Annotated in this window: 28 protein-coding genes; 15 read left to right on the top strand and 13 right to left on the bottom strand. The window is 33.9% G+C overall.

What is annotated here, in order from left to right; genetic code table 11:
• Positions 1-10: 10 nt before the first annotated feature.
• Both BFU36_RS10785 and BFU36_RS10780 read right to left on the bottom strand, forming a co-directional pair.
• Positions 11-550, bottom strand: a complete 540-nt coding sequence (locus BFU36_RS10785; protein ID WP_069284031.1) for a phosphoribosyltransferase — start codon at positions 548-550, stop codon at positions 11-13.
• On the bottom strand, positions 543-1,643 hold the full coding sequence (locus BFU36_RS10780; protein ID WP_069284030.1) for an alkaline phosphatase family protein: 1,101 nt from the start codon (positions 1,641-1,643) through the stop codon (positions 543-545). Before BFU36_RS10780 ends, BFU36_RS10785 begins: the two co-directional genes overlap by 8 nt.
• A gap of 42 nt (positions 1,644-1,685) precedes the next feature.
• Here BFU36_RS10780 and BFU36_RS14100 point away from each other — a divergent pair, with 42 nt between their 5' ends.
• The 3 genes from BFU36_RS14100 (at position 1,686) to BFU36_RS10770 (ending at position 5,318) form a co-directional block, all read left to right on the top strand.
• Entirely contained in the window at positions 1,686-1,853 is a 168-nt protein-coding gene (locus tag BFU36_RS14100; RefSeq protein WP_185957826.1) for a hypothetical protein, read from the top strand.
• Positions 1,850-3,400, top strand: coding sequence for an NAD(P)/FAD-dependent oxidoreductase (locus tag BFU36_RS10775; RefSeq protein ID WP_069284029.1), 1,551 nt, complete (start codon positions 1,850-1,852; stop codon positions 3,398-3,400). Before BFU36_RS14100 ends, BFU36_RS10775 begins: the two co-directional genes overlap by 4 nt.
• A gap of 157 nt (positions 3,401-3,557) precedes the next feature.
• Complete coding sequence (locus BFU36_RS10770; RefSeq protein WP_409349224.1) at positions 3,558-5,318, top strand: AAA family ATPase; 1,761 nt, start codon at positions 3,558-3,560, stop codon at positions 5,316-5,318.
• Here the strand turns inward: BFU36_RS10770 and BFU36_RS10765 are convergent.
• Both BFU36_RS10765 and trxB read right to left on the bottom strand, forming a co-directional pair.
• Positions 5,263-6,066 (bottom strand): inositol monophosphatase family protein, encoded by an 804-nt coding sequence (locus tag BFU36_RS10765; RefSeq protein WP_069284027.1) that lies wholly within the window; start codon positions 6,064-6,066, stop codon positions 5,263-5,265. The two genes, BFU36_RS10770 and BFU36_RS10765, sit on opposite strands and share 56 nt — an antisense overlap.
• On the bottom strand, positions 6,063-7,034 hold the full coding sequence (trxB, locus tag BFU36_RS10760; RefSeq protein WP_069284026.1) for a thioredoxin-disulfide reductase: 972 nt from the start codon (positions 7,032-7,034) through the stop codon (positions 6,063-6,065). Before trxB ends, BFU36_RS10765 begins: the two co-directional genes overlap by 4 nt.
• A gap of 90 nt (positions 7,035-7,124) precedes the next feature.
• Between trxB and BFU36_RS10755 the strand changes: the two genes are divergently transcribed.
• A complete protein-coding gene (locus BFU36_RS10755) occupies positions 7,125-8,630 on the top strand; it encodes a dihydropteroate synthase-like protein (RefSeq protein WP_069284025.1) in 1,506 nt (501 codons plus the stop codon).
• The gene (locus tag BFU36_RS10750; protein ID WP_069284727.1) at positions 8,590-9,033 is read left to right on the top strand and encodes a hypothetical protein; all 444 of its coding nucleotides are present in this window, start codon (positions 8,590-8,592) and stop codon (positions 9,031-9,033) included. Before BFU36_RS10755 ends, BFU36_RS10750 begins: the two co-directional genes overlap by 41 nt.
• On the opposite strand, the gene BFU36_RS10745 is transcribed toward BFU36_RS10750, so the two are convergent.
• On the bottom strand, positions 9,017-9,433 hold the full coding sequence (locus BFU36_RS10745; RefSeq protein WP_069284024.1) for a 6-pyruvoyl tetrahydropterin synthase family protein: 417 nt from the start codon (positions 9,431-9,433) through the stop codon (positions 9,017-9,019). The genes BFU36_RS10750 and BFU36_RS10745 overlap by 17 nt on opposite strands.
• Positions 9,423-9,926, bottom strand: a complete 504-nt coding sequence (locus BFU36_RS10740; RefSeq protein WP_069284023.1) for a hypothetical protein — start codon at positions 9,924-9,926, stop codon at positions 9,423-9,425. Before BFU36_RS10740 ends, BFU36_RS10745 begins: the two co-directional genes overlap by 11 nt.
• A gap of 32 nt (positions 9,927-9,958) precedes the next feature.
• Between BFU36_RS10740 and BFU36_RS10735 the strand changes: the two genes are divergently transcribed.
• From BFU36_RS10735 to BFU36_RS10710, 6 genes are all read left to right on the top strand, one after another.
• Positions 9,959-10,336: a hypothetical protein gene (locus BFU36_RS10735; protein ID WP_069284022.1), complete on the top strand. Its 378-nt coding sequence runs from the start codon at positions 9,959-9,961 to the stop codon at positions 10,334-10,336.
• Entirely contained in the window at positions 10,329-10,718 is a 390-nt protein-coding gene (locus BFU36_RS10730; RefSeq protein ID WP_069284021.1) for a hypothetical protein, read from the top strand. Before BFU36_RS10735 ends, BFU36_RS10730 begins: the two co-directional genes overlap by 8 nt.
• Positions 10,699-10,905 (top strand): hypothetical protein, encoded by a 207-nt coding sequence (locus tag BFU36_RS10725; RefSeq protein ID WP_069284020.1) that lies wholly within the window; start codon positions 10,699-10,701, stop codon positions 10,903-10,905. Before BFU36_RS10730 ends, BFU36_RS10725 begins: the two co-directional genes overlap by 20 nt.
• An 11-nt stretch (positions 10,906-10,916) precedes the next feature.
• On the top strand, positions 10,917-11,528 hold the full coding sequence (locus BFU36_RS10720; RefSeq protein ID WP_069284019.1) for a 6-hydroxymethylpterin diphosphokinase MptE-like protein: 612 nt from the start codon (positions 10,917-10,919) through the stop codon (positions 11,526-11,528).
• Between the two features lie 74 nt (positions 11,529-11,602).
• Complete coding sequence (locus tag BFU36_RS10715; protein ID WP_069284018.1) at positions 11,603-12,721, top strand: isopropylmalate synthase; 1,119 nt, start codon at positions 11,603-11,605, stop codon at positions 12,719-12,721.
• A 10-nt stretch (positions 12,722-12,731) separates the two neighbouring features.
• Complete coding sequence (locus BFU36_RS10710) at positions 12,732-13,361, top strand: MBL fold metallo-hydrolase (RefSeq protein WP_069284725.1); 630 nt, start codon at positions 12,732-12,734, stop codon at positions 13,359-13,361.
• Here BFU36_RS10710 and BFU36_RS10705 read toward each other — a convergent pair.
• Positions 13,351-13,527 (bottom strand): ribbon-helix-helix protein, CopG family, encoded by a 177-nt coding sequence (locus tag BFU36_RS10705; RefSeq protein ID WP_069284017.1) that lies wholly within the window; start codon positions 13,525-13,527, stop codon positions 13,351-13,353. The genes BFU36_RS10710 and BFU36_RS10705 overlap by 11 nt on opposite strands.
• Before the next feature lie 148 nt (positions 13,528-13,675).
• Here BFU36_RS10705 and BFU36_RS10700 point away from each other — a divergent pair, with 148 nt between their 5' ends.
• Positions 13,676-13,990 (top strand): hypothetical protein, encoded by a 315-nt coding sequence (locus tag BFU36_RS10700; protein ID WP_069284016.1) that lies wholly within the window; start codon positions 13,676-13,678, stop codon positions 13,988-13,990.
• A gap of 321 nt (positions 13,991-14,311) precedes the next feature.
• Here BFU36_RS10700 and BFU36_RS10695 read toward each other — a convergent pair whose 3' ends face one another.
• From BFU36_RS10695 to BFU36_RS10685, 3 genes are read right to left on the bottom strand one after another with little or no spacing between them, the layout of a single operon-like run.
• Entirely contained in the window at positions 14,312-14,545 is a 234-nt protein-coding gene (locus BFU36_RS10695) for an Lrp/AsnC ligand binding domain-containing protein (protein ID WP_069284015.1), read from the bottom strand.
• Positions 14,546-14,577: 32 nt separating this feature from the next.
• Entirely contained in the window at positions 14,578-15,759 is a 1,182-nt protein-coding gene (locus BFU36_RS10690) for an ABC transporter permease (RefSeq protein ID WP_069284014.1), read from the bottom strand.
• Positions 15,756-16,499, bottom strand: a complete 744-nt coding sequence (locus tag BFU36_RS10685; RefSeq protein ID WP_069284013.1) for an ABC transporter ATP-binding protein — start codon at positions 16,497-16,499, stop codon at positions 15,756-15,758. The genes BFU36_RS10690 and BFU36_RS10685 overlap by 4 nt, the downstream gene beginning before the upstream one ends.
• Before the next feature lie 53 nt (positions 16,500-16,552).
• Here BFU36_RS10685 and BFU36_RS10680 point away from each other — a divergent pair, with 53 nt between their 5' ends.
• Complete coding sequence (locus BFU36_RS10680) at positions 16,553-17,230, top strand: hypothetical protein (RefSeq protein WP_069284723.1); 678 nt, start codon at positions 16,553-16,555, stop codon at positions 17,228-17,230.
• The gene (panB, locus tag BFU36_RS10675) at positions 17,130-17,930 is read left to right on the top strand and encodes a 3-methyl-2-oxobutanoate hydroxymethyltransferase (RefSeq protein WP_069284012.1); all 801 of its coding nucleotides are present in this window, start codon (positions 17,130-17,132) and stop codon (positions 17,928-17,930) included. The genes BFU36_RS10680 and panB overlap by 101 nt, the downstream gene beginning before the upstream one ends.
• Here panB and BFU36_RS10670 read toward each other — a convergent pair.
• A complete protein-coding gene (locus tag BFU36_RS10670) occupies positions 17,909-18,709 on the bottom strand; it encodes a 4-phosphopantoate--beta-alanine ligase (RefSeq protein ID WP_069284011.1) in 801 nt (266 codons plus the stop codon). The genes panB and BFU36_RS10670 overlap by 22 nt on opposite strands.
• Complete coding sequence (locus tag BFU36_RS10665) at positions 18,664-19,410, bottom strand: pantoate kinase (RefSeq protein ID WP_069284724.1); 747 nt, start codon at positions 19,408-19,410, stop codon at positions 18,664-18,666. Before BFU36_RS10665 ends, BFU36_RS10670 begins: the two co-directional genes overlap by 46 nt.
• 54 nt (positions 19,411-19,464) lie before the next feature.
• On the opposite strand from BFU36_RS10665, the gene BFU36_RS10660 reads away from it, so the two are divergent.
• A complete protein-coding gene (locus BFU36_RS10660; RefSeq protein ID WP_069284010.1) occupies positions 19,465-21,723 on the top strand; it encodes a 4Fe-4S dicluster domain-containing protein in 2,259 nt (752 codons plus the stop codon).
• Between the two features lie 3 nt (positions 21,724-21,726).
• On the opposite strand, the gene BFU36_RS10655 is transcribed toward BFU36_RS10660, so the two are convergent.
• Positions 21,727-22,179, bottom strand: a complete 453-nt coding sequence (locus BFU36_RS10655; protein WP_069284009.1) for a hypothetical protein — start codon at positions 22,177-22,179, stop codon at positions 21,727-21,729.
• Positions 22,180-22,206 lie beyond the last annotated feature (27 nt).

The following is a 22,206-nucleotide window of genomic DNA, read 5'->3' as shown; positions in this document are numbered from 1 at the left end:
AAATTTCTGGTTATTTTTTAATCCTTGCCAATTCATGATATAAATTTAAAAATCTATCTTTATTCTCTATTTGAATATCCCTATTCTCTCTAACCACATCCCACTTATCCCACGGAAATACTATCCACTTATCAATTTGCTTATAGTAGAAATCCGGTATCCTCTTAGACCAAGGTTTTAGATAAAGGGTAGCCGTCATTATTTTTGTAGGGTTAAACATTGTTATTACATTACTTACAGCCTCCAAAGTTTCTCCAGTATCAGAAACATCATCCACAACAAGAACGTTCTTCCCTTCTAACGAGTCCGTATACACTGACTTAATTACTGGCTTATTCTCTGTCTTACCTACATTTCTATAGAACTTTATTTCAATATACCTTATATTCTTAATATCAAGAAGATCTGATAATAACTTAGCAGGTATCACGCCACCAGTTAGAACAGCTACTATAACGTCTGGAATATAATAATTTTTAACTAAAGATTCGCCTATGTAAAAAATTCCTTCTTCAATTTCATTCCATGAAGGTATATAATAATCAACCATTTAGCACCACCAAAGGTATTTCGAACTCTTCTGACAATAGACCACCATGATGACCTTTAAGTTTATCATACTCATCTTTCTGCTTGAAACTAAAGATATATGACTTGTAGTCTGTAGGGACCACAATATAATCTGGTAGTATGCTGGAGTCACTTATTCTGCCTAAAAGCTTCTCTGCATCCGATTTTCCAAATATCCTTAGATTATCATATTTCCTCGTTAAATATGTAGAAATTTCATATCTAGTTCGTAGAAATATTGCTCTTGAATCTCCGTATGGAGGAACTTCCAGATAATTGATTAATTCTTGATCATCATTTAATAAGATATTTTGAGATACTGGAACATGACCGTGATCAGCCGTAATAATGAAAGAGTAGTTAGTATATTTTTCAGCCAATGACATAATACTCTTCAAAAGATCCTTAGCACAACTAACAGTAGCTTCTGAATAAGGTCCGTTTTTATGGGCTAAAGTATCAACGTCAGGCTCATAGAAGTAAATGAAATCATAAGATCCTTGTTGCAGGGCTTGTGATAATTGATAGAACGAGTCCCAATAGTTCGCATAAGTTCTATATTCGCTTGTTCCCCCATGTGTAGCATTACTGAACTCAGTGTTTTCTATACCTTTAGGAATAACAGATAAAGTTTTCTTATTATTGACCTCCTTTAAATAACTTTTCACATAAGGAAATGAGACATTGAAGGATAATGAATCCTTTATGGAGTCCCTCTCGCTTAACTGGGGAAACGTATAACGTAATGTATTTACTATCCCACCTAATCTTTTTACAAACGTATTATATCCTAAAACTCCGTGCTCACCAGGGGTCAAGGCAGTAAATAAGGTTGTTAAGACAGTGGAAGTAGTTGATGGGAAAACTGTAGTTATCTTCTTCGCATTGATTTTACTCTCTGTCTTTTGAAAGATGTTCCATCCTAATCCGTCAAATAGGACTAAAACCAGTCTATTATTTAATGAAATATCCATCTCTTTAAGGCAATTTCTATTAACACCTAGAAACTTTGCAATCGTACACGAAAGCGTATAAATATTCTCTCCATAATAATCTGGTAATATAACGTCCATTTTGCAATAGAGTTATATTGCTCACTTTTTAAGTTTATGTTAATGTCACTCATTATACTCGCAGCAAGCACTGCAACAACTAAGGTTGCAAATACAATACCTCCCATCCAATCCACGATAGAAACGTTTACCTATATATCAATAGGCTTAGGTGGTTTAGGTGTTGCAATTGGATTTCTCATTTGGTTCTTACAAAGGCGGTCAAAATGATTGACGTAGCAATAGTAGGAGGAGGACATAACGGATTAGTCACCGCTGCATATCTAGCTAAGGCTGGCTTAAAAGTAGCTGTATTCGAAAGAAGGGAAATAGTTGGAGGGGCTAGTGTTACTGAAGAATTATGGCCGGGAATTAAAGTTTCAACTGGTGCTTACGTACTAAGCTTACTAAGACCCAAGATCATAGAGGATCTAAAATTAAAAGAATTTGGTTTAAAAGTGTATTTGAAAGATCCTGGGTTATTCTTACCTTTCCCCAACGGCAAGAAGTTGTATATTTGGTCTAGTCTAGAAAGGACCAAAAAAGAAATTGAAAAATTTTCAAAGAACGACGCTAAGAGTTATGAGAGATGGGTTAAATTTTGGGATAACTTTGCTTCTTTAGCTGATTTCTTTATGTTAAACCCTCCTCCTAGATTAGATGAGGCTGAGAACTTAATTAAACTGTTAAAGGGTAATGTAAATGAAGAAGAGGTTTTAATGTTCCTTAGAACTTTTGTTCAAGACGCTAACTCAATGTTGGATGAATATTTTGAGTCTGAAGAGATAAAGTCAGCTTTAGTGGAGGATGCCGTAGTAGGTACCTTTGCCTCACCTTCTATGCCCGGCACAGCTTACGTGTTAGCACATCACGTAATTGGAGAAGTTAATGGGGTTAAGGGAGCATGGGGATATGTGGAAGGAGGTATGGGTGGGGTTACTCAAGCACTTAAGAGATCAGCTGAATACTTTGGAGCTGAAATATATACTAATGCTGAGGTGGACGAGATTCTAGTGAAAAACAACAAGGTAGAGGGGATAAAACTAAAGAACGGTAAAGAGGTTAAGGCAAAGATAGTTGTTTCTAACGCAGACCCTAAGAAGACATTTCTACATTTGTTAAGAAATGCAGAACTTGATGAGGGGTTTGTAAAGAAGGTTAAGGCTCTGAAGACTACAGGTGTTTCATTTAAGATAGTAGGATACTTAGAGGAGTTACCGGATTTCGGGAACGGAAAAAGTCTTTCTCCGGAACATATAGCTTCAGAACTAATTATGCCGAGTATAAATTATATCGAGAAAGCCTATGATGATGCGAGAATTTTTGGTTATTCGAAAGAACCATGGCTTTCAATTAACATTCAATCATCAGTAGATCCTACTGTGGCACCTCAAGGTAAATTCTCGTTCTCAATTTTTGGGCAATATGTAGTATATGACAGAAAGAGAAATTATGAAATGAAGGATGAAATTGCTACGAGAACTCTAGAGCTCATAAGAGAATATGCACCTAATTTTAAACCAATTAAGTACGAAATGTTAACTCCATTGGATATAGAGAGCAGGTTCGGAATTACTGGAGGAAACATTTTTCACTTGGACATGACCCCTGACCAGTTATATTTCTTTAGACCCCTAATAGGATACTCTGACTATACTACACCGATAGAAGGATTATATTTATGTGGATCCGGAACTCATCCAGGTGGAGGTGTTACTGGTGCACCAGGGTATAATGCATACATTAAAATTCTAGAAGATTTAAAGAAAAAGTCCTAATTTAATAGAGAATAATCGAATCATTTTCTTGATAAAAGTTTTTGAAATAAGCTTATAATCATAAAAACGGATATTATTATCGGATTGAGCCTTGAATGAATACACAGTAAATCTTATAATCATATTTATCAGCTTGTCCGTATTAATAGTAATACTTATGAAGATTTTCGGAAAATCTACTGCAAAGTTCGCTTATTCTGATAAAGCGTTACAATTACAAAATAAAACTCAGAAAAAGAAGCCCGAAACTGAAGATAAGAGAATAACTTGGGATGATATTGGAGGTTATGAAGACGTAAAGAAAGAAATAAGGGAATACATAGAGCTTCCTCTTAAAAATAAGGATGTTGCATTAAGATATGGATTAAGACCACCAAAGGGAATATTACTCTTTGGTCCTCCTGGATGTGGAAAAACTTTAATGATGAAGGCTTTAGCCAACGAGACAAAATTGAACTTTATTTACGTCAATATAAGTGATATAATGAGCAAATGGTACGGGGAAAGTGAGGCTAGACTGAGGGAGTTATTTAATAATGCCAGAAAGAACTCTCCTTGTATACTGTTCTTTGATGAGATAGATACCATAGGCGTAAAAAGGGAATCTCACACAGGAGATTCTGTTACACCAAGATTATTATCCTTGATGTTATCAGAAATAGATGGTCTACATAGTGATGATGGAGTAATTATAGTTGGTTCTACTAACGTACCCCAAATGCTAGATAAAGCTTTATTAAGGGCAGGGAGATTTGACAAACTAATTTACGTTGGAGCACCAGATAAACAAGCTAGAAAACAGATTTTACAAATACATTGTAAGGGAAAACCATTAGCTGATGATGTTGATTTTGATAGATTGGCTGATATAACTGAGAGATATAGCGGAGCAGACCTAGCTAACCTATGCCAAGAAGCTGCGAGAAAAGTAGCAGCTGAAGTTTTAGAAAAGGGAGCGGATAGGAAAATCACTATGGATGATTTCATTGAACTAATAAAGAAATACAAACCTAGTATAACCTTGCAAATGATAGAAGATTATGAGAAATTTAGATTAGACTTTGAGAGGAGAGTTAGAAAAGGAGAAGAGGAGAACGAATACTTTGAGGAGAAGATATCTTTAGATGATATTGGAGGATATGAGCAAATAAAAACTGAGTTAAAAGAACTGCTTGAATTGCAATTATTTCACTATAAACTTTTGGAAAAATTAAAGATTCCTCCTATCAGAGGGATTCTACTCTATGGTCCACCTGGAGTAGGTAAAACGATGATGGCAAAGGCTTTAGCAAAAACACTCAAGGTAAAATTAATATCATTAAGCGGAGCTGAGATAATGTACAAGGGATACGAGGGAGCAATTGCCGCTATAAAGGAAGTGTTTAATAGGGCTAGAGAAAATAAGCCGTCAATTATACTTTTAGATGAATTGGATGCAATAGCATCAAAAAGAAATTACAAGAGTTCTTCAGAAGCATCAAAAATAGTAAATCAATTGTTAACTGAAATGGATGGAATAAGAAGTTTAAAGGAAGTAATAGTAATAGGTACAACTAATAAGTTAAAGGCTATTGATCCAGCAATTTTGAGACCTGGGAGGTTTGACAAAATATTACACATGCCTTTACCAAATAAAGATGAGAGATTAGATATCCTTAAGAAGTATATAGGTATGGATGAGTGTGAAAAAGTTGATTGCAGTATAATAGCGGAGAAAACTGAGGGATATTCTGGAGCTGACTTAGCGGCGATCGCTAGGGAGGCGAAAATGAAAGTACTAAAGGACATGTTAAAGGGTATTAAGGATAGGAGTCTAACTAAAGAAGATCTTACGTATGCCTTGGAAAAAATACAACCTTCAGTTAAGAAAAAGAAGAGTAAATCCTCTTCAACACATCATGATCCCAAGATAGAATAATTTCGTCTATATTATATACGTTATCTATTCCAACACCAATTTCTTTTCCGTCTAATGTTGTAGCTATTGTATTTAGACGTTTACAAAAGTTTATCGATGCTGAAATGTCTACATTTCTTAACCTTCCCCTTAAATCAAAGAATAAGTAAGCCATTTTAGTACATACCAGCAACATGTCAAGTGAAGCACTACCTAAACTTCTTATCTTATATCCGTTAATTTTGCTCAAAATTTGAATTGATTTCTCCACTTTATCTTTTTCAAAATACGTTATAACAATTTTCGGTAAAGATAGATCATTTGGCTTATCATTGTAGGGGTAACCATTAACATAAGCATTTCTAATATCGTAACTGTAGACCTTATTGTATGGAACGTTAATTACAAATCCTGCTATGGAATCTAATATCGTCTTAGACTTTCTATCATATATTGCAACAGATACAGAAAACCAAGGAATATCTAACACAAAATTAGTACTACCATCAAGAGGATCTATAACGGCAAGATAATCATAATTATCCATATACCCAGAAACTCCAGATTCCTCTGAGACAAACTTAAATTTGTAACCAGTATCCTTTAGTAATTCAAATAAGTATTCCTCAGACCTCTTATCTATTAACCTCGTTGTATCCCCAGAATGATACCCAATAATCTTAGTAGCATTTCCCTCATCTCTTACTTCCTTAATGTATTTAGATACTTTAAGAGCTATATCATCGAGAGTTTGTCTTAATTCACTCATTTTTTACCCTTCTTTTCCGTTAAATATCTATATGCGGAAGTTGCTGCTACACCACCTTGAGCTACAGCTGTTATAATCTGTCTAAACCCTAGCCACATGTTGGTACAATCACCTGCAGCATAGACACCCGGTACATTTGTTCTCATCCACTCATCAACCTTAATATACCCATTACTATCAACTTCAATTCCGTTATTCCTAGCAAAATCTGTCGGTGGATCAAAACCTATTTCTATGAAGACACCGTTCACATTCAATTCCTTAATCTCTCCAGTCTTCAGATTCTCCACTACAATCTGTCTAACTATCTTATCTCCTTTAATTTCCTTAACTGCTGAGTTTAAAACGAACTCAACGTTAGGCTTTTTCTTTACAGTTTCAACATAAATTGGCTGGGCTTTAAAGGAGTCTCTTCTATGTATAAGGTAAACTTTTGTGGAGTAACTTGATAATATTTCAGCTCCTTCTAAGGCTGAGTCTCCTCCTCCTACTACAGCTACAACTCTATTCTTAAATAGTGGAGCATCGCATATAGAGCAATAAGAAATACCTTTACCAACGAATTCCTGTTCCCCAGGAACATTTAGTTTCCTCCTCTTAACACCTATTGTCAGTATTACAGTATCTGCCTTAAATTCCCCTTTCCTTTTTGTCTTCACAATAAACTCATCATTGTTTTTCTCAATTTTCTCAACAATATCCAAAATTATTGGGACGTTATATTTTTCAACATGCTTATTAAATATTTTAATCATATCGCTAGCTTGAATTTCTATTAAACCTAAATAATCGTCAACTATACCTGCCTCAGTAAGTTGACCTCCTGGTGTTTCGCCTATAACTAAAGTCTTCATCATATATCTAGCAGCATAGAGTGCGGCACCATATGAAGCGGGACCTAACCCAACTATTATCGTATCAAATTTTTCTCCAGGCTTTATACTTGCTGTTTTTGGTAAAAGACTCATATGATTTATTACACATGATTTAATTTTAAGAGTTTTGTTCAACGATAAATAAAAACTTGAAGTTAAATAGTTTAACATCTATTATATCATGTGAGAGTATTACTGGTAACTGGAACTTTGGCTGCCCCAATTGTCTATGATGTAATAAAAAATATTAGAGACATACAAGTTGAGGTTAAAGTTCTTGATTATCCCGTTGCTGCACTGATGAGTACTAAGTATATTGCTGAAAAACTGAAAAAAGATGTTAGTAGTGATAAAAAAATTGACTATATTTTGGTACCTGGGTTAGTATATGGAGATGCAAAAATTATCGAGAAAGAGACAGGGATTAAAGCATTCAAAGGAACAGAGGAAGCTTGGGATATTCCTAAAGTTATTGAGGCATTGAAGAGTGGAATAGAACTATCTACTATTGAACCTGCTGACAAAATAATAGGTAAGGTATCTAATGTTGAGGAAAAATTGAAAGAAATTGAAGAAGATGCTAAAATAGCTTTTGAAATAGGTGACATAAAAATCCCTATAACACCTCCTCCTTTTAGAATATTCTTAGAGTTTGATCATAATTGGGACTTTAGTTATCTAGAGAAAGTAAGAAGGTTAGTAGATATTATAGTTTTAGGATTTCCTGTGGGACATAACGATATTGAAGAGCTAAGGAAAAAAATTAGAATATTAGTGGACAGTGGTTACGTAGTTGGAATAGATGCGGATTCTCCTAAAGCGTTAATTGAAGGTGTGAAAAGTGGGGCATCAGTTGTATTTAACTTAAACGAGTTAAATATCGACAAATTAGAGGAAATTAAGGATTCTGCTTTCGTAGTAGCACCCTTTTCAACTGAAAATAAAGGTGAAATTACGGTTAAACTAATAAGTGAAGCTAGAAGGAGAGGCTTCAAGAAACTTATAGCAGATCCTATCTTATCTCCTCCACTTAAGGGAATGGTGAAAAGTATGTTTGATTACGCTTATGTAAGGGAAAAATTGTCTGATGTTCCGATTTTAATGGGTATACTTAATGTCACTGAGTTATTAGACGCTGATAGCGTAGGAATTAACGCATTACTCACAACGATAGCTGGGGAGATAGGAATTTCCAATCTACTAATTATGGATAAGGGTAAAACCAGGTGGAGCAGTTGGGAAGTTAAGCAAGCGTCTAAAATGGTTAGTATTGCATTGAAAGAAAACAGGGTTCCTAAGGATTTAGGAATTGACTTATTAATACTGAAGGACAAAAATAAGATTAAAAAGGAGAATAAGAAAGCAGATATTCAGATAAAAGATAAAATAGATCCAATTATGGATCAAGGTTACGCTAAGGTATTCATAGCCGATGATGGAATTGGTATAGAGTGGTACGGAAAGGAAAGAGTAACAATAAAGGGAAAGGACGCTTTAAGTCTAGGAAGAGCTCTCCTAAGAAGAATAAATGAGGTTAGCAAGGAGCATGCATTATATATTGGATATGAATTAGCTAAGGCTGAGATAGCTTATCAGCTAGATAAAAATTATATTCAAGATAAACCGTTATTTAAAAAGATAGTTAATGATGATAATAGCGATTCCGTCAAGAATAGAGAAGATAGCTGAAAGCTATACCTTCGTATTTTCTGTGATTCCGCCTATAGTCTCTTTCAGAAATTCTAGTGAAAAGGAGAAGGACTTACTCATTAAATTGAAAGAGACTTACAGTATTGATGAGGCTTGTAAGGATCATGAGAAAAAGTTTTGCTATCCTGCAATTTTAGGGGGAATATTCATCTTCAATGAAAACGTGATTATGAAAAGATATGAGACTTATGGCTATATTTGTAAAAGTAATGGGCACTTTATACCTAACTTAAACAATCTCTTTGAAAAAATGGAGAAAGGTGAGGAGTGGTGCTTCAAATTTTCTGATGAAGAGATCTTATGTTATAGGAAAAACAAAATAAGTCAAGAATGTAAATGGATTGATAATGTCGGATTACGTTTTATCATGGATACTCTATAACCGCATAGGAATCTTTTCCCTCATAGATCTTTACCATGATCTTATATTTTCTATCCAATTTTTCATAGATTATTTTGGCAATCTCCATACCTATGTACTCGACTGTAGGGAAGGGAGCGTTGATCACTTTATACTCCATTCTGAAGGGACCTTCAAATCTCGATTTTTCCAGATCAGGCTCAGGGATGATTAACTTATGATCCCACTCTTTCACGATTTCTTTAATGATCTTTTTGAGCAAGTTAAAATCTATCACAAATCCTGATTTTTCGTTTACCTCACCCTCTACCTCAACGCTAACTAAGTATGTATGTCCATGAATTTGACTATCTTGATATGATGACAAGGTGTAATGGGCTGAATCTATAGTAATTCCTTCTATTCCTACCCTAACCCTCATTCAAAGACCTCCTTATATTCTTGTCAAAGTGTTCCCAAGTAGCCTCGCTTAAATATTTTATCTCATCGCATAACGACTTGATATTAGCATCCTTTTTTGCTATCTCTTCAATTATTTTGTTTATATTATAGAGAATGTGAAAATCACCTTGAGCGATCTCCTTTTCCCCGAAGTAGATCTTGTCTCCGATTACTGTATTTCCTCCTTCCTCTATTATTTTATACACAGCGTAAGTCAAATTGTCAATGTTAATGTTATTAGCATATCGCGAGAAAATTTCTCCTAAGTCATACCTTAACGTATATATTCTGTCTTGAATGAGATCTATTAAGCTGTCTAGCACTTCTACTTGAGCCTTGAAATTTTCTATAGATAATAAATCCTTATACTTACTCGTCATAATGCAAGTAGTATTACACGGAACTGGAATGTCAAGAATAGGCAATTTTACGCTAATTCTCTCTGTAAGATAACTTTCTGCTATTTCTTTCATAGATTTTTATATCAACCAACTAACTATTAAGCATGAAGTTAATATTAAACGCAATTGAAGAACTTTCATCATCAATAATTGAGTGGTATGGAAACTATGTGAAAAAAATAGTAGTAGGAGGTAAATCTTTTTCAGATAAGCGAGAGAATGAAGAGGTCATCTATTTGTTAGTTTTAGATAAAGTTTCTAAAATATCTATTTTCTCGAGAGGAGAAATTTTCCTATTTTTCTATAATAAACTTCTTAAAAGCAAAACAATAGATCAATTCAAATCCAAATATGGTTCTTTACCAAAAATTCTTGGAATTGTTTTATCCCCTAAAGAATTAGAGTATGAGATTCCTTTAGTAGATTACGTGATGAAGAACGGTTACGTACTATTTGATAGAGAGGTTGAGGAAAATGGATGAAAGTTTATTAGCAGCAGAGTTCTTAATAAGGGCAAGAAGAACATTAAAGGAAGCTAAAATAGCATTTGATGATGGTGACTTGTATTACACATTAATAAGAGTTTTAGATACTGTTGAAAATCTGTCCAAGGTATTATTAACCCTTAATGGAAAGTATGCTTTAGATACCTTCTGGAACGCTATCTCACTTGGCGGGAATTCAGATATGGAGAGTAAATTAAGGGATCTGGAAGTAAAGTTAATGTCGTTAATCTATTTAAATGAGTCACCATTAAAATCACCTTCAGTTGTTGTAAGGAACAAAGAAGCTGAGATATTATTGGAGGAAATTAATAAAGTGTTTGAAGAGGTGGAAAAAATATATGACGAATACCATAGTTGATTTGGACTCATTTACTTGTTCTAGCGATCCTATAGAGGCTATAGGGTTTTTAGCTGATAAGGAAAAGGTTACGTTCAAAATATCATCTAATAATCCGTATTTTAATGATATAAAAGGTAGATACAATATACGAATTAAAAAGATAGAGGGTGAAATAATTTACTTTGGGATAAATTTAGATGGTTAAATTTCTATAATATGATAAGAAGTCAGTTAGGGATAAAGGAGAGAGATGATTATTTATCAGCTTCGATATTAAACTCAATTATTGAACCTTATAATGAGGATGAGCTAAGAGACTTAATAAAGGGAAGGAGTGTAGCAGTAATAGGAGCTGGACCACAGTTAATTAATGTAGATAAAGTGAAAGAGGAAGTTATTATTTCGGCAGATGGAGCAACGAACTACTTAGTTCAAAAGGGAATATATCCAGATGTAGTGGTAACAGATCTTGATGGAATTACGGTATTTCCTAAAAACACAATTTACGTGGTCTTAGCTCATGGCGATAACATTAACCTATTGCATAAAGTCAAAGAGATGAGGCGAGTTATACCCACAGCCCAAGTTCAACCCTTTGGTAAAATGAAATTATATGGTGGATTTACTGATGGGGATAGAGCAGTAGTTTTAGCTAGATATATGGATGCTAAGGAAATTAAACTGTATGCGATGGATTTTACATCTGGGGTAATAGGAAGATATTCTAAACCAGGTTTTAGTGAAGACGTACCTGCTTCGATGATTAAAAGGAAAAAGTTAGAAGTAGCAAGGATGATAATTGAAAAAGTTTTAAACTATGAAATATAGTAAGTTTTAAATAGCTTAAAACGTGATTTTTAATCGGTGCAAACGAGGTATGAGTATTCTCTGGAGCTAAAAAGATAAGAATATTTGACACTACATTAAGAGATGGTGAGCAAGCTCCGGGAATTGATTTAACCGTTGATCAAAAAGTCAAGATAGCACAAAAATTAGCTGATTTAGGGGTAGATGTTATAGAGGCTGGTTTTCCCGCATCTTCAGAGGGAGAGTTTACTGCAACCAAGAGAATATTAGAGGAAGTAGGAGATCAGGTAGAGGTTATAGGATTATCCAGGTCTAATAAAAATGATATAGATAAAACAATAAGTACAGGTATTTCTAGTATACATTTGTTTATTGCAACTTCTGAATTGCACATGAAGTATAAGTTAAAGATGACCAAAGAAGAAGTATTAAACAGAATATATGAAAGTGTTAGGTATGCGAAAGATCATGGAATGATAGTTGAGTTCAGTCCAGAAGATGCAACAAGGACAGATGAAGATTTCCTATTTACTGCTATAAGAACGGCAATAGATGCAGGTGCAGATAGGATTAACATTCCAGACACTGTAGGAGTTATGCATCCATTCAAATATTATGAACTAATTAAGAAAATAGTAAATTTTGTAGGAGAAAGAATAATAGTAAGTGTACATTGCCATAATGATTTCGGATTAGCTACTGCTAATTCCTTGGCTGGAGTTTATGGAGGAGCTAGGCAAGTCCACGTAACAGTAAACGGGATTGGGGAGAGAGCAGGGAATGCCTCATTGGAAGAGGTAGTCATGGGGATTAAGAAACTATTAAATTATGATGTAAACGTTAAAACATGGAAACTATATGAGGTTAGTAGATTAGTATCAGAATTAACGGGTGTTCCAGTACCTTACTTCAAAGCTATAGTTGGGGAAAATGCATTTGGTCATGAATCGGGAATACATGTACATGGAGTAATAGAGAATCCTTTCACTTATGAACCGATCTCTCCAGAAGAAGTAGGTAATTTTAGAAGAATAGCTTTAGGAAAGCATAGTGGTATACATGGTTTGAAGAAATTATTAGAAGAACAAGGGATTAAACTATCAGATGATAAATTAAAGGTTGTATTAACAAAGATTAAAGAATTGGCAGAAACGGGGCATAAGGTAACTGTGGATGATGCAAAAAACATCGCACTTAAATTACTAAATGAATAAGTTAAAGCTCATGCGAATAAAGTTTTTTGGGCACTCATGCGTTTTAATAGATGATAAAATTTTAGTAGATCCACACGATGGGGGAAGTATAGGATTACCAAAGCCTGACGTGAAAGATGCTAATCTAATTCTTATAACTCATGATCACTACGATCACAACGCATACCAATTATTCCAATATAAGGATTTAAAAATAAATTATTATGGAGAGTTTAAATACGAGGATTATGTTGTTAAGGGTTTAAAAACTTTTCACGACAAATATAACGGAAAATTGAGAGGCGAAAATACGGTTTACGTTATAAAGAGAGGAGATAAGAAAGTTGTACATCTGGGGGATATAGGGCATCTTCCAGATGAGAAGATTTATGATGAGATTTCAGCTCCAGATGTTCTATTAATACCTATCGGTGGAGTTATAACCATAGATTATAAAGAGGCTTTAGAGATAATTCACAAAACTACGCCTAAAATTATAATACCAATCCACTTTTGGGTAAAGGGACATTATATGCCTCTTGATCCTCCAGATAATTTTCTATTAAATATACAAGGCTATCAAATAAAGCAGATTGACTTTAAAAACAATGAGATAGACATTGCTGATGAACAAAAGATAGTTTATGTATTTAAAACCTGATCTTTTCTACTCTTGCCACCGGCACCGTTTCCTTGCTAAGTTCCTCTTTAACCATTTTTTCGACAGCTTTCCTTATTGCTTCACTTCTATTTAAACCATATTTTATAGCATATCTATCCAACAATTCTAACAAATCTTCTTCCACTTTAAATGTTACAACTCTCATTTCCACTCAAATTATATCTTGTCATTACTAAGGTTTAAGTATTCTCTGGAGCGGTATTCCAGTCTTCTGATATAAAGAGGAGTATATAATAGAAAATGAAGATTAATATACTTCTCTTTGCATATTAATATTTAGAGGAGAGTACAGAATGCCTACAATACATTTATCTTTGCCGGAGTGGATGTATGATGAATTGAAGCAGAAGGCTGACGAGTTGGGAATACAGATGACAGATCTAGTAAAATTATATATAAAGAAAGGATTAGAAGAGGGATTTAAGGATCAAGAAAAAGAAGAAGATAACACAGAGAGTTCTAAATATGAGGAAAGTATAGCGTTTTTAGAAGCTAAGGTAGCCCAGCTGGACTCCATTTTGCTTGAAGTATTAAAAAGATTAGAGATTCTAGAAGAGGAGAAAGAAGAGGATAATGAAGAAGTAGAATTAGTAAATGATAATCATTAATCAGTTATAATACCTATTTCTACATTAGTTTCAGCACGTCCCTACTACATCATTTTAATTAAGAATTGGGGACCCACCTGCGCTCATATTACCCCGGGACACGGGGATATTTATCACGCAGGCCTAATATTATAAATGTATTAGGGCATTTAAATATGTTCTCGTGATCAGCATTTGACGATTGCTACTTTTTAATCTTATTCTTACTTATACCTAAAATTCTTGTTATATAAATAGCTGGGGAAAACCAGATTAACTGAGGTGACGTGTATTTTTGATGAAGCTAAAATACATGAATATAGAGAAGAGGGAAAAATAAAATTACATTACAATTAGAGTTACAGTACGTATTATATTTGGATTTCTTCTTATTTCATATACTATCTTCTTTAACTCGTCAGAAGTTTTAGCTTCTATCTCTATTACAACATCATATTCACCATAAACTGGATCTGCTCTCACTACCCCTTGAACTTTCTTAGCTGACTCTGTTACTTCTATTTCTTTACCTACCGTAGTGGATACGAGAACATACGCTCTAACAACTTCAGCCATGAAGTATATAGTTATAATGTAATATTTAAAAGTTACTTTAGTAAAAGCCTTTCAGAATTAAACAGTTTTGAAGAGATTAAGAGTATTAATATTGAAACTATTAAAGTGGCTAACATTATAGCTATTGAGATAAATGGTAGGCCTGCGATGTAATATAGTAATGATAAACTCAATTGTTCATAGGGTATGATTAATACTAGACTAAATGGAAAACCCACATTTGCAACGTTAACAAACAGAGCTGAAAATGAGGCTATCAGCCCGAATCCTAACACAAGAAAGTTTATCAGTTGAACATTACGCATCGATCCACCTAATCCGACTAACAATATTACGCTTAGTGAAGCAGTAAGTAGAACCGTTAATAAATAAATTCCTACTATTACTAATAAGAAAGGTAAACTCACTGTTATAGGTGTACTAAAAGCGAATGATAGTAAAGATGAGAAGATTATTATTCCTACTATGTCCCCTAAAGACGAAAGAATACCTAAGATGATTGACATTATTACCTTAGAAAATATAAACGATCTAATTGAAATCGGAGATGCCAATAATGACTCTAACGTTCTCCTCTCTTTTTCTCCAACTATTCCATCAGTTACGTAGAATATTACAGGGGTTGAACTGGGGAAGAGAACTAAGGCAACTATTCTTACGATCTCTCCCAAATTAGCTTGTGATTGAGGAACTACCTTATGGGTTACAGTAATGGTAGTCTGGGCTACTAAAATAGGATTGAGAACTTCTATTGGAGATAGGTTTGCAATATGGGAGCGATTTATTAAAGTAGTTACTCTTTGAAGGATTAAGTGATTATCTAACTCAGATAAGGCATTATATATATCGTTTATTGCTTGCTGATTAGAAGACACTATAATGCTTAGTTGCAGTGTACCTTGCCTATTTATATGAGAAACATTATAACTGAAATTGGCTGGAAATACGAGTATCGCATCAGGTGTTACATTAGAGGAATTGTAGAGCACGATAATTCCTTCTTGCTTTAAATAATTTGTTACATTCTGGATGAAAGGTAAGTTGGATTCATTATAGTTGACTATCTCTACAACCGGTGGAGAAGCTGCAACAGAAGCGTAAAGGATTACTCCAATTAGTGGAAGTAATATGAGTGGTAGAATTATTGAGCCAAGCAGTAATTTTCTGTCCCTTTTAATATCTAGTAGTTCTTTCCTCAATATTATCCTTATCATCTTTTATCACCAAAGACAAGTTTAAGGAAAACCTCTTCAAGATTCTTAGATTCTGTATCCTTTACCAGTTCCTTAGGTTTTCCTAATGCTAATTCTCTTCCATCATTCATCAATAATATTCTATCACAAAGAAATTCTACCTCTAACATATTATGTGATGATAGAATTATCGTCATATTATGCTTTTTAGCCATATCCACTATTATATTTCTTATCCTAACAGCTGACTCAACATCTAAGGCTGAAGTTGGTTCATCAAGAATTGCAATCTTAGGATTAACCATTAAGGTTCTGGCTATTATCAATCTCCTTTTCATTCCTCTACTATATTCGCTAGTCTTGTCGTATATCCTATTACCTAGCCCAGCGATCTGAATTCCTAATTTTATGAACTCCTCTTTCAGTTCTCTATTACCCTTAGAATATAGTTCAGCATAAAACTCTAGATTCTCATAGCCAGTCAATTTTTCGTAAGGAAAAGCATCCTCTGGCATATAAGATATATATCCAAGTTGTTTAGCCCTACTTGGAGATAATCCCAATATATTAACGTTTCCATTGTAATCCTTTATAACTCCAGCCAATATTCTTAAAGTAGTAGTTTTCCCGGCACCATTTGGACCAACTATGCCGAATACTTCTCCATTTTCTATTGAAAACGTTAAACCTTTGAGGATCTCCCTTCTCCCAATCATTTTCCTCAAGTCGGTAACACTCACTATAACGTTGTTAATCGTCATACCTAATCTAATTTAGCTAAAGAACTTATTATATGCTATCGAAAGTTATTAGAATGCTAGGGACTGTTAGAGATAGAACTCTAGAGGCTGTTCTAAAATATGGGGATAAGGCTAAATACGTCATTAAGGTGGCTATTGAGATTTCTGAAGAAAACGAAAATAAAGAATTAGGTGATTTCAGTTACAAACAATTAATAGAGAAATTCAATGAGTTAAATATAAATTATGATCCAAGAATGGTACTTAGAGCATTAGAAAAGGACTATGGAATAATACAAACTACATATAAATCAAGTAATCAGCATTGGTGGAAATTTATAGATATAGAGCAAACTAAGCAAGTAGTATTTGAGGAAAATATTGAAGAAGAAGAACCTGAGATTTCCTTGATTATAATCCAGTACAATAGTTTAAGTGTGAAGGAGATTGAAAAAAAGTTAATGTTCTATCTAAAAAAACCTAAGCTAAATGATATCGATAAAAGGATTTTTTCTAACTTAGCCTTTGATTTGCTTCCTAAAATAGTAGAGCTTTACAACCGTGCTTCACAGATGGAAGAAACTTATGAGATAGCAGAGAATTTAAGAAAAATTATAAGCTTAGCTAGGAGAGTGAGTATGAGGATTAGTAATGAAAAAGATCACGGTAAGGGATTTCATAAAGAAGAAGTCGAAAGAGAAGATTACAATGCTAACAGCTTACGATTATCCAACAGCGAAAATAATTTCTAACACAGAATTGGATGGAATATTAGTTGGAGACTCACTTGGAATGGTAGTTTTAGGATATCCCTCTACCATTCACGTAAAAATGGAAGATATGATACTTCATGTTGAGGCTGTAGCAAGAGCCAAACCCAACCAGTTAATAGTAGTTGATATGCCTTTTTTAAGCTACGAAATAGACGAGAAGGAAGCTGTTAGAAATGCTGGTATGTTAATAAGAGCTGGTGGAGAAGCAGTGAAGATAGAGGGTGGGGAAGAGGTTAAGGATGTGGTAAAGGCGTTAGTGAGAGCAGGAATACCAGTTATGGGACACATAGGCTTAACACCACAGAGATTTCTAAAATTGGGAGGATTTAGAACTATAGGTAAGAGTAAACAAGAGGAAGAGCAATTATTAAAGGACGCGTTAGAGCTAGAAAGTGCAGGTATATTCTCCCTAGTTATAGAAAACACATACGGGGATATCGCAAAAAGAATAACTGAAAAACTTTCAATTCCTACAATATGCATAGGAGCTGGACCATATTGTGATGGGCAAATATTAGTGATTCATGACCTTTTAGGACTTTCCGACTTCACTCCATATTTCGCTAAAGTTTACGTGAACCTTAGGCAAGTGATAGAGAGTGCAGTAAAACAATACATAGAGGATGTAAAAAATTCAAGATTTCCTGGAAAAGAAAATTATAAAGAGAGGGAAAGCTGATTTAACCTATCAGCCATAAACTTCATTGCTTCTCTCAAAATCTCCTTATTATTATACTGGGACACAATCTTCATTAATTCTTCTTCCCTTAGTTTCTTAAGTTCTTTAGCTTTTTGAACTAACTTAGGCAAAGCCCTTGTTATGTTATCAACAATTGTTATAGTAGCAGAAAGCGACGTTCTTGATAAAGGATTTAAGTCTATTGCAATAACCTTTTTCCCCATGTTGACTAATGCTTGAGTTCTATCTCCGTCCTCCAGACCTAATAATACTACATCAGCTATGTATATTCCTTGTGGACTAACTCTTCTTCTTTGGCTAAATAACTCTGGAATTGTCATTGAGGCATCTTCTCCTACACCTAGTACCTTTTTAGCATTAGCCTTATATAGCACTTCAGCTATAGCCTTCTCTCTGTCTTGATTTCTATAAAACAAGTTGACTTCTATTCTAGCATTTGTCTCCTCAGCTAGCTTCACTATATCCTCAGAAACTAAAGCAGCCATATTTCCATTGACGGAAATGACAGGTACTTTAGCTAATAATATCATTGCTACAGCAGCTTCAATAGCTTTTTCAGCAAACGGTTGAGTTTTTTCTCCGATTAAATAATCAAAACATTCTCCTCTTCCATGCGCAATTAACCCTTGTGGAACTATTATGTTATTCTCTAGTGCATCAACTAACTTCTCTCTAATTAATAACGATTCTCTCCTTGGATGATTTTGTGGTATTAAGTCACGTATGCTCCACGATTTGCTATTTTGTGTCTTATCCACACACCATTTTCCGGTTCAAAGATTTTAACAATTATCCCCTTTTTCCTATATGAGTAAGGATAATTTGAGACAAGTCCTAAATCTTTAGTAAACCTTGACGCTACTTCTATAAACTTAGGTGGAGAAGGGTTAGTTAAGAAATCAGCTATGAGAGATAACGCTATATCAGACTTTCTGATTATATTCTTTGTAGACATTTGCTGAATAATGTGTGTAAAAATTGGAAAAGATGCCCAGTCTATTTCCAAAACTTCTATTTCTCCGTATCCGATACCACCCGGCTTTTTCCTATACACTAGCCCCCCGCCGTGATACTGAGAAACAACATCGCCTAATCCATTACTAGTTAAAACCTCGCTTAAATGAGCGACGTTAACTGCCTCCTCTTCATTTATCGAGGCAATTTGGCTAGCTCCTAATGCGTAAGCTAAACTTATAGCACCACTTAATCCATATCCATAGCCTAAGGGAACCCTAGAGTAAACATCTAACCTATACTCTCCTAATTTTTGCCTAAGTATGTTATAATTTGGGAAATTAATCTCTACATCATTAAGAAATATTCCATTTCCCTTCTTTATCTCAGCTATAACATACGGTTCTAATGTTAAGGTAAGTCCTATTGAGCCTGACTCTAAAGGGTTATCTCTTTCTACAGGATACCATATTCCGGAAATTGAAAGAGGAACGAGTACTTCTATAGACATAGTCTAAAATATTTTATATATGTATAATAATGTTTATTATGAAGAGTAGTGTTACTAGATGCATCAGTATTTAGCAGAGCAGTTATTGGAGGTTATGATGTCAAAAAATACCAGATTAAAGAGGGTTCTGAAGTAATAGTTGGTAGATTAACCGGATTATATGGTGATATTTTAAAGTATGCTAATCCGAAGGTAATTCATGCTCCAAGTAGGTTTGATGATAATACATTAGTTAGAGAGGTAGAGGGGAAAAACGTATATAAGATTTTTGAAGTTCCAGCTGGAATTACCTTTGAGAACCTAATCAAAGAACTTTCGAAAACGGGATATTTCCCTGCTCTATTTCCCTTATATTTAAAAGGAACCGTTGGAGGCTTTATAGCCCTTAACGGTTCCGGATTTGGTAGTTACAAATTTGGTTTCGTCAAAAATAGTAAAACTGTACATGAATTAATAGATTATAAGGTAGCTAGAATATTAGGTGTGAAGTATCCAGAAGTAATAGAGATAGAAACTGAGAGTAAATTCGCATGGTCGGCTGTAATATATAATGGTGGAGAGGTAAAATACTTTGTACCCTCAATTTACGGAAAGATACTAAACGTTGAACCAGTTAAGATAAAGTCTACGCAAGATGTTATACACGAGATGGAGATAAACATTATGAATGTTTTTAAAAGAGATTATGTCCCCATCGTACTAAAAATTCCTTTTGAGAAAAGTATTGAGATTAATATTGACGTACAGTTAGGCTATATTATAAATTATAACTCTCCAGCCAAGTTTAAGGTTTTAATAGGAAAAATTGAAGAAAGTAGATTAGAAGAACTATTTGAGTACTTAAGGAAAAATAGAGACGTAACACCGTTTCCTTACCTTAAAGATTATGAGGAACTTCACAGAGCGATAATTGACAACTTTAAAAAATACAATGTTAAGATAAGGGAGAAAGGAATAGATAAGAATTTATTCATTGATGCAAGTAAATGTATTAATTGCTCATTATGTTTAGATAGCTGTTTATCATATAGGACTACAAATAACATTATCTTCTCCGCATTAGGAAGAATAAACAGATTATTAACAAACGATAATGTCTTTGAAGCATGTTTTGGATGTACTCCTTGCGAACTATCTTGCCCAGTAGGAATTAGTATATCTAAAATTACTGAGGTCTTACCAACGATAAGCTCAGTTAAAGAAAAATATAACATAGAAATGAGTGAATTACCTAACTCAATATATGAATTAGAAAAAATTTTGGATAATAAATACAAGAATAAACCAGTGTTTTTACTATTTGTTGGATGTGCGTCAAAGTACGATCCATTAAGTGTAGAGGGGTTTATGAATTATCTTCTAACTCATGGTGATAAAATATCCATTGAATTATCCCCCAGAATAAAAGTAATAAATGGAATATGTTGTGGATTTGATGCGTTATTATCTGCAGACTACGAGAGAGCGAAAAAACAAGTCGAGAGGATAAATGAGTTAAAGACTGAAAATAACGCAATAGGAATCTACTTTTTATGCCCCGAAGGATTATATGTGTACAACAAGTTTAGTCATTCTAAGGGAGTATTTGCATATGATGTTATTAAAGGTGATCTTAAAGATAAAGAAGTACATTTAGGTTGTTGGGCAAGGAAATTAGGATATGATTCAAAGTTCAACGAGTGTGCAGGACTATTTTTGACAACATATAAAGGTAATCCACTGAGAGCAGAAAAGAAAGGTTTCTTAACAGTATGCCCGTTCTCGACATGGAAATTTGGTACTGTATCGGTTTATTCTGCAGTGTCCGAGAAAACAAAGTTTGAAGAAATCAGCAGAGAATCTCAGTATGATGAGAGCTTAATATTTGACTTACTTGTTAATAGCGTAAAAGAAGCTCTCAATAAATGCGCTGACGAGATAGCAGAGAAGGTAATAATGTGGAAATTAGGTGGCGAACAATACTTTACCTTGTTAAGCATACCAATTATTTCAAAATATATAGGCTTAGAGTTAACTCGAAATTTAAATTCTACCCCATCGGTTAAGCAATTCTTTAATGAGATAAGTCAAAACAAATTACTATTTAATCAAAAGATTTCAACGTACACAGACTACTTAATCCATTATAGTTTCGATTCTGAAATAGATGGTTTAGTTAAGACTATTCTAAACTCACCTAAGCTTGACTATTCAGCTAGAGATATCGTAAACAACACCAACTTTAAGCAGGCTTTAAGAACAGCACTACAAAGGGCAATAAATCAATCTTTAATACAAAATTCGATTATGAACATCTTGTACATATAAAAATTATTTATAATCAATCATCATGTATTTTTTATAATTGTGATCAAAATATATCAAACCATTCCTTCTCAGAAATCTAAATAAGGGAAGTAGTCTACCAGGCAAATTGTTCTCCAATTTATCGTCATCAGTATATACATTAAAGTACATATTTAACAGCTGTATTGTATCAATGAAAGTTACTAACGTTCTGCTATTATCTAACTTCATGCTAAAATAATTTTTACTATTTAGCCTTAGGTTTTGGTTCTCCTCTATTACTAAATATGTTGATGATAGAATTTGCTCACAAAAGCTGTTTTTCTGCTGATAATTTCTTTCCCCGGAGATTTTAATTAGATACTGCAATAATTTCTCTATTTCATCAAGTTTTTTTAACACTTCGTTAGTACTCTTACCATTATAAGACCTATACTCATGATTAAATATTAAATCTATTAGCTCGTTTTCATTCATATTTACATAAAAGGCTTATTTATAGGG

The sequence above is a fragment of the Sulfolobus sp. A20 genome, from assembly GCF_001719125.1.
In the GTDB taxonomy this organism is placed as follows: domain Archaea; phylum Thermoproteota; class Thermoprotei_A; order Sulfolobales; family Sulfolobaceae; genus Saccharolobus.
This window is presented reverse-complemented; position numbering and strand designations above follow the sequence as displayed.

Excerpts from the sequence above, each read along its gene's own strand:
- BFU36_RS10680 (WP_069284723.1), top strand. The coding sequence starts at position 16,553 with ATGCTAGGGACTGTTAGAGATAGAACTCTAGAGGCTGTTCTAAAATAT.
- BFU36_RS10735 (WP_069284022.1), top strand. The coding sequence starts at position 9,959 with ATGAAGTTAATATTAAACGCAATTGAAGAACTTTCATCATCAATAATT.
- panB (WP_069284012.1), top strand. The coding sequence starts at position 17,130 with ATGAAAAAGATCACGGTAAGGGATTTCATAAAGAAGAAGTCGAAAGAG.
- BFU36_RS10720 (WP_069284019.1), top strand. The coding sequence starts at position 10,917 with ATGATAAGAAGTCAGTTAGGGATAAAGGAGAGAGATGATTATTTATCA.
- BFU36_RS10765 (WP_069284027.1), bottom strand. The coding sequence starts at position 6,066 with ATGAGTGAATTAAGACAAACTCTCGATGATATAGCTCTTAAAGTATCT.
- BFU36_RS10730 (WP_069284021.1), top strand. The coding sequence starts at position 10,329 with ATGGATGAAAGTTTATTAGCAGCAGAGTTCTTAATAAGGGCAAGAAGA.
- BFU36_RS10700 (WP_069284016.1), top strand. The coding sequence starts at position 13,676 with ATGCCTACAATACATTTATCTTTGCCGGAGTGGATGTATGATGAATTG.
- BFU36_RS10690 (WP_069284014.1), bottom strand. The coding sequence starts at position 15,759 with ATGATAAGGATAATATTGAGGAAAGAACTACTAGATATTAAAAGGGAC.
- BFU36_RS10775 (WP_069284029.1), top strand. The coding sequence starts at position 1,850 with ATGATTGACGTAGCAATAGTAGGAGGAGGACATAACGGATTAGTCACC.
- BFU36_RS10780 (WP_069284030.1), bottom strand. The coding sequence starts at position 1,643 with ATGGACGTTATATTACCAGATTATTATGGAGAGAATATTTATACGCTT.
- BFU36_RS10705 (WP_069284017.1), bottom strand. The coding sequence starts at position 13,527 with ATGAGAGTTGTAACATTTAAAGTGGAAGAAGATTTGTTAGAATTGTTG.
- BFU36_RS10710 (WP_069284725.1), top strand. The coding sequence starts at position 12,732 with ATGCGAATAAAGTTTTTTGGGCACTCATGCGTTTTAATAGATGATAAA.
- trxB (WP_069284026.1), bottom strand. The coding sequence starts at position 7,034 with ATGAGTCTTTTACCAAAAACAGCAAGTATAAAGCCTGGAGAAAAATTT.
- BFU36_RS10685 (WP_069284013.1), bottom strand. The coding sequence starts at position 16,499 with ATGACGATTAACAACGTTATAGTGAGTGTTACCGACTTGAGGAAAATG.
- BFU36_RS10725 (WP_069284020.1), top strand. The coding sequence starts at position 10,699 with ATGACGAATACCATAGTTGATTTGGACTCATTTACTTGTTCTAGCGAT.
- BFU36_RS10740 (WP_069284023.1), bottom strand. The coding sequence starts at position 9,926 with ATGAAAGAAATAGCAGAAAGTTATCTTACAGAGAGAATTAGCGTAAAA.
- BFU36_RS10770 (WP_409349224.1), top strand. The coding sequence starts at position 3,558 with ATGAAGATTTTCGGAAAATCTACTGCAAAGTTCGCTTATTCTGATAAA.
- BFU36_RS14100 (WP_185957826.1), top strand. The coding sequence starts at position 1,686 with ATGTCACTCATTATACTCGCAGCAAGCACTGCAACAACTAAGGTTGCA.
- BFU36_RS10750 (WP_069284727.1), top strand. The coding sequence starts at position 8,590 with ATGATAATAGCGATTCCGTCAAGAATAGAGAAGATAGCTGAAAGCTAT.
- BFU36_RS10695 (WP_069284015.1), bottom strand. The coding sequence starts at position 14,545 with ATGGCTGAAGTTGTTAGAGCGTATGTTCTCGTATCCACTACGGTAGGT.
- BFU36_RS10745 (WP_069284024.1), bottom strand. The coding sequence starts at position 9,433 with ATGAGGGTTAGGGTAGGAATAGAAGGAATTACTATAGATTCAGCCCAT.
- BFU36_RS10655 (WP_069284009.1), bottom strand. The coding sequence starts at position 22,179 with ATGAATGAAAACGAGCTAATAGATTTAATATTTAATCATGAGTATAGG.
- BFU36_RS10785 (WP_069284031.1), bottom strand. The coding sequence starts at position 550 with ATGGTTGATTATTATATACCTTCATGGAATGAAATTGAAGAAGGAATT.